General features: G+C 54.8%; 1 protein-coding gene. It reads right to left on the bottom strand.

All coding sequences use genetic code 11. From position 1 onward, the window contains the following. Nucleotides 1-847 (bottom strand): hypothetical protein (locus AC2YIT_RS32200; RefSeq protein ID WP_487281949.1); only part of this gene is annotated, 847 nt, incomplete at both ends.

The raw sequence follows: 847 nt of genomic DNA, 5'->3' as shown, positions 1-847 counted from the left end.
CGCCTTGCCCATCAGGTTATGGAATGTATCCGAGATAGTCGACGCCCAGATTTCTACGCTGGTAATCGTGGTACCTGCCGGGACACAAGTGGTAACGCTGATCGCGGTAATCACCCTGCCAGCAGTAGTCGTGCTGGCCGTCCCCACTACGCTAGCATTGTTGGCTGGCGAAAGCATACTGGCCGTCAGCGAGGGACAACCTGTGACAGGAGCAGTCAACGTAACGGTAATATAGCTGGTAGTGAACGTAGTGGTTGCAGTTTTGACTTTGGCATAAAAGCGGTAGGTACCCGGATCCAGCAAAGCTGCCGGCCACTTCCCGTCGGCACTGCCTTCCTGGGCCGATAGTTTGTAAACACCGGGTTGGCTGGCATCAGGGATTGCTTTGCCCATCAGGTTATGGAATGTATCGGAGGTAGTTGATGCCCAGATTTCTACACTCGTAATAGTGGTACCTGTCGGTACACAAGTCGATACGCTCAGGGCAGTGATCACCCTGCCAGCAGTCGTCGTGCTGGCCGTTCCTACCACACTCGCGTTATTGGCCGGCGAGAGCATACTGGCTGTCAGTGAGGGGCAACCTGTCACAGCAGGGGCTGTCAAGGTGACGGTAATATAGCTGGTAGTGAACGTAGTGCTTGCAGTTTTGACTTTGGCATAAAAGCGGTAGGTACCCGGATCCAGCAAAGCTGCCGGCCACTTCCCGTCGGCACTACCCTCTTCAGCCAACAGCTTGTAAACACCGGGTTGGCTGGCATCGGCGATTGCCTTGCCCATCAGGTTATGGAAGGTATCCGAGGTAGTTGATGCCCAGATTTCTACGCTGGTAATCGTGGTACCTGTCGGG

Source organism: Dyadobacter sp. SRI_021 (genome assembly GCF_057586235.1).
The sequence above is the reverse complement of the archived record's forward strand: the minus strand, read 5'-3'. Positions and strand labels throughout refer to the sequence as shown.